The sequence below is a fragment of the Actinomycetospora sp. genome, assembly GCF_055612215.1.
In genome coordinates this window covers 1-3,634 of record NZ_JBVPVA010001022.1, presented here as the reverse complement: position 1 = coordinate 3,634, position 3,634 = coordinate 1, and the positions used below count along the sequence as shown (strand labels likewise).

Here is a 3,634-nt window from a genome sequence, read left to right as displayed (position 1 = left end):
GGGGTCGGCGGGCCACGGCGCCCGGTCGGAGAGCTCGGCCCTGATCCGCGCGACGAGCGCATCGCTGGACAGCCCGTAGCGGTCGTGCAGCGTGGGCAGGGCACCGGCGGCCAGGAACTCGTCGGGCAGCCCGACCTGCCCGAACCGCGTCGAGACGCCGGCCAGGGCGAGGGCGGTGGCCACCGACTCGCCGAGTCCGCCGACCACCGTGTGGTTCTCGCAGGTGAGCACCAGCCGGTCGGAACGGGCCGCACGCACGATCGCCTCGCGGTCGAGCGGCTTGATCGTGGGGACGTGGAGCACGGCGACGTCGACGTGGTCGGCCTCGAGGCGGGCGGCGGCCTGCAGGGCGCGCATGGTCATCAGCCCGGTCGAGATCAGCAGGACGTCGCGGCCGGAGCGCAGCTCGGCGGCCCTGCCGAGCTCGAAGCGGTAGTCGTACTCGTCCAGCACGGTGGGCACCGAGCCACGCAGCAGCCGCAGGTAGGTCGGCCCGTCGTGGTCGGCCAGGGCGGGGACGGCGGCGGCGATGTCGACCGAGTCGCAGGGGTCGACGATCGTGAGCCCCGGGCAGCCGCGCAGGATCGCGAGGTCCTCGGTGGCCTGGTGGCTGGGCCCGTAGCCGGTGGTCAGGCCGGGCAGACCGCCGACGACGTTCACGTTGAGCCCGGGCTCGGCGATGTCGAGGCACAGGAAGTCGTAGGCCCGGCGGGTGGCGAACACCGAGTAGGTCGAGGCGAACGGGACGAGCCCGACCTCGGCCATGCCGGCGGCGGCCCCGAGCATCACCTGCTCGGCCATGCCCATCTGGAAGAACCGGTCGGGGTGCGCCTCGCGGAAGACGTGCATGTCGGTGTACTTGGCGAGGTCGGCGGAGAGCCCGACGATCTCGGGACGCTCCGCGGCCAGCGCGGCGAGGGCGTGGCCGAAGGGGGCCGGAGTGGTGCGCTGGTCGGGGTCGGCGAACGAGGCGATCATCGCCGAGGTGGTGAGCTTCGTGCGGGGGGCCGTCGTGGTCATCGCTGGTGTCCTTCCGTGGGGGTCGAGCTCTCCAGGAGCTGGTCGCGGGCGATCTGCCACTCGTGGGTCTCGACGCGCAGGAAGTGGGCCTTCTCGCGGGTCTCGAGCATCGGCACGCCGCGCCCGGGGCGGGTGTCGCAGAGGAGCACCGAGGGTCGGTCGGGGGCGTCGCGGAGCTCGTCGAGCGCGGTGAGCAGAGCCGGGATGTCGTTGCCGTCGACGCGGCGGGCGTTCCACCCGAAGGCGGTCCACTTGTCGGTGAGGTGGTCGACGCGCAGCACCCCGGCGGTCGGCCCGTCGGCCTGCAGCGCGTTGACGTCGACGACGGCGAGCACGTTCGACAGGCCGTGGTGGGCGCAGGACATGGCCGCCTCCCACGTCGCGCCCTCGTTGAGCTCGCCGTCGGAGAGCAGGTTCACCACGCGGGCGGCACGGCCCTGGTGGCGCAGGCCGAGGGCCATGCCCGTCGCGATGCCGAGACCGTGGCCCAGCGAGCCGCCGGAGATCTCCATGCCGGGCGTGTAGGAGGCCATCGCCGACATCGGCAGCCGGGATCCGTCGGAGCCGTAGGTCTCGAGCTCCTCGACCGGCAGGATCCCGGCCTCGGCGAACGCGGCGTAGGCGGCGATGGCGTAGTGGCCGATGGAGAGCAGGAAGCGGTCACGCTCGGGCCACTCCGGGTCGGCGGCACGGAAGCGCAGCACGTCGCCGAACAGGACGGCGAGGACGTCGGCGACGCCGAGGGCCTGGCCGATGTAGCCCTGGCCCTGGACCTCGCCCATGTCCAGGGCGTGGCGGCGGATGCGGTAGGCGGCGTCGCGGAGCCGGTCGACCCGGTCGTCGGTGGTCGCGACGTCCGGTGGTGAGCTCGTCGTGGCGGTCATGTCGGAGTCCTCTCGGGTGGTGGGTGGGGGTCAGCCGGCGACCGTGTGGGTCGCGGCCGTGTCGGCATGGGCCGCCGCGCGGTGCGCCCGCTCCGCCTCGACGGCGGTGGCGCGCTCGAACGGGCCCCAGGTCTCGCGGGTGAGCAGGGTGGCGACGAGCCCGAGCAGCCCGTAGAAGCTGATGAGCAGCGCCGGGCCGATCCAGCCGACGCCGGCGAACAGCGCGGTCGCGATCAGCGGGGTGAACCCGGACACGACCGCGGAGAGCTGGTAGGCCAGCGAGGCGCCGGTCGTGCGGGTCCGGGCCGCGAACAGCTCCGAGAACCATGCACCCTGCACGCCGGCCAGGGAGTTCTGGCAGAGCGCGTAGCTGATCAGGAACGCCAGGACGATCGCGAGGGCGGCGCCGGTGTTGAGCAGCAGGAAGAGCGGGATTCCCCACAGCAGGGTGACGACGGTGCCGAACAGGTAGACCGGGCGGCGTCCGAAGCGGTCGGTCAGCGACCCGAACCAGATGGTGGCCGCGATACCGACGCCGGCGGCGATGAGCATCGCGGTGAGGCTGACCGGGCGGCCGGCGAGCTTCTCGCTGGTCAGGTACGACAGCACGAACGTCACGCTGACCGCGTAGCCGGCGGTCTCGGTGGTGCGCAGGCAGAAGGCGCGGAGCACGTTGCGCCAGTCGGTGCGCAGCACCTCGAACAGCGGGTTCTTCGAGACGTCACCCTCGGCCTTGAGGCCCTCGAACTCCGGCGACTCCTCGACCTTGAGCCGGATGGCGATGCCGATCGCGATCAGGATCGCGCTGAGCAGGAAGGGCACGCGCCACGCCCACGTCCCGCCGAGCGGGACCGAGGCCAGGAACGCGAGGTTGGCCAGGAGCAGCCCGACGGGGAACCCCGCCTGGGTGATGCCGGTGTAGAGCCCGCGCTTGCGCCACGGGGCGTGCTCGAAGCACATGAGGATGGCCCCGCCCCACTCGGCGCCGAAGGCGAGGCCCTGGATCACGCGGACGGTCACCAGCAGGACACCGGCCCACACGCCGACCTGTGCGTAGGTGGGCAGCGCCCCGATCAGCACGGTGGCGATGCCCATCAGGAGCAGCGACCCGACCAGGACCGGCTTGCGCCCGATCCGGTCGCCCAGGTAACCGCCGACGATCCCGCCGAGCGGCCGCACCGCGAACCCGATGCCGAGCGTGGCGAAGGAGAGCAGCGTGCCCGAGAGGGGGTCGCTGGAGGGGAAGAACGCGGTGTTGAAGTCCCGCGCCGCGGCGGTGCCGAAGCCGATGAAGTCGTAGGTCTCGATCGTCGCGCCGACGGAGGCGCCGATCGCGACCCGCTTGCGGGCGGGGGTGCCCTCGGGCGGGGTCTTCGCGGCGATGGCGCTCGTGACGTCCGCGGAAGCGGGTGGTTGCCGGTCGGTCATGGTGATCTCCGCTGATCAGGAGGGACTCGGATCGAGGCGGAGCCGCGCGAACCCGGCCTCTCGACAGTTGACTGTTAACAGTCAACGTCGAGACCGATGGTGCGGGGGAAGCAGGCGGGTGTCAACGGCCACAGCGCGACGAGCGACGCCCGTCACTCTCGTGGCCGAACCGCGCAGAGATCACGTGCGAGCCACCCGACGCGCGCGCGCCGATCGCCCCGTCTACCCGGGACGATCACGGGCAGGGCGTCCGCCCTGCTCCGGACCCGTGCGGGTCAGCTCGCCGAGGCGTCCGCGGCGAA

General features: G+C 72.6%; 3 protein-coding genes. All 3 read right to left on the bottom strand.

The window, feature by feature from the left end; genetic code table 11:
* Nucleotides 1–1,020, bottom strand: a 1,020-nt coding sequence (locus AC0CYZ_RS27750) for a transketolase family protein (RefSeq protein WP_472221338.1), incomplete at its 3' end; no start/stop codon positions are given.
* Complete coding sequence (locus AC0CYZ_RS27745; protein ID WP_472221337.1) at nucleotides 1,017–1,904, bottom strand: transketolase; 888 nt, start codon at nucleotides 1,902–1,904, stop codon at nucleotides 1,017–1,019. The genes AC0CYZ_RS27745 and AC0CYZ_RS27750, both read right to left, overlap by 4 nt.
* Before the next feature lie 30 nt (nucleotides 1,905–1,934).
* Entirely contained in the window at nucleotides 1,935–3,332 is a 1,398-nt protein-coding gene (locus AC0CYZ_RS27740; RefSeq protein ID WP_472221336.1) for an MFS transporter, read from the bottom strand.
* Between the last annotated feature and the right edge of the window lie 302 nt (nucleotides 3,333–3,634).

Coding starts and splice junctions, on each gene's coding strand:
- AC0CYZ_RS27745 (WP_472221337.1), bottom strand. CDS start 1,904: ATGACCGCCACGACGAGCTCACCACCGGACGTCGCGACCACCGACGAC.
- AC0CYZ_RS27740 (WP_472221336.1), bottom strand. CDS start 3,332: ATGACCGACCGGCAACCACCCGCTTCCGCGGACGTCACGAGCGCCATC.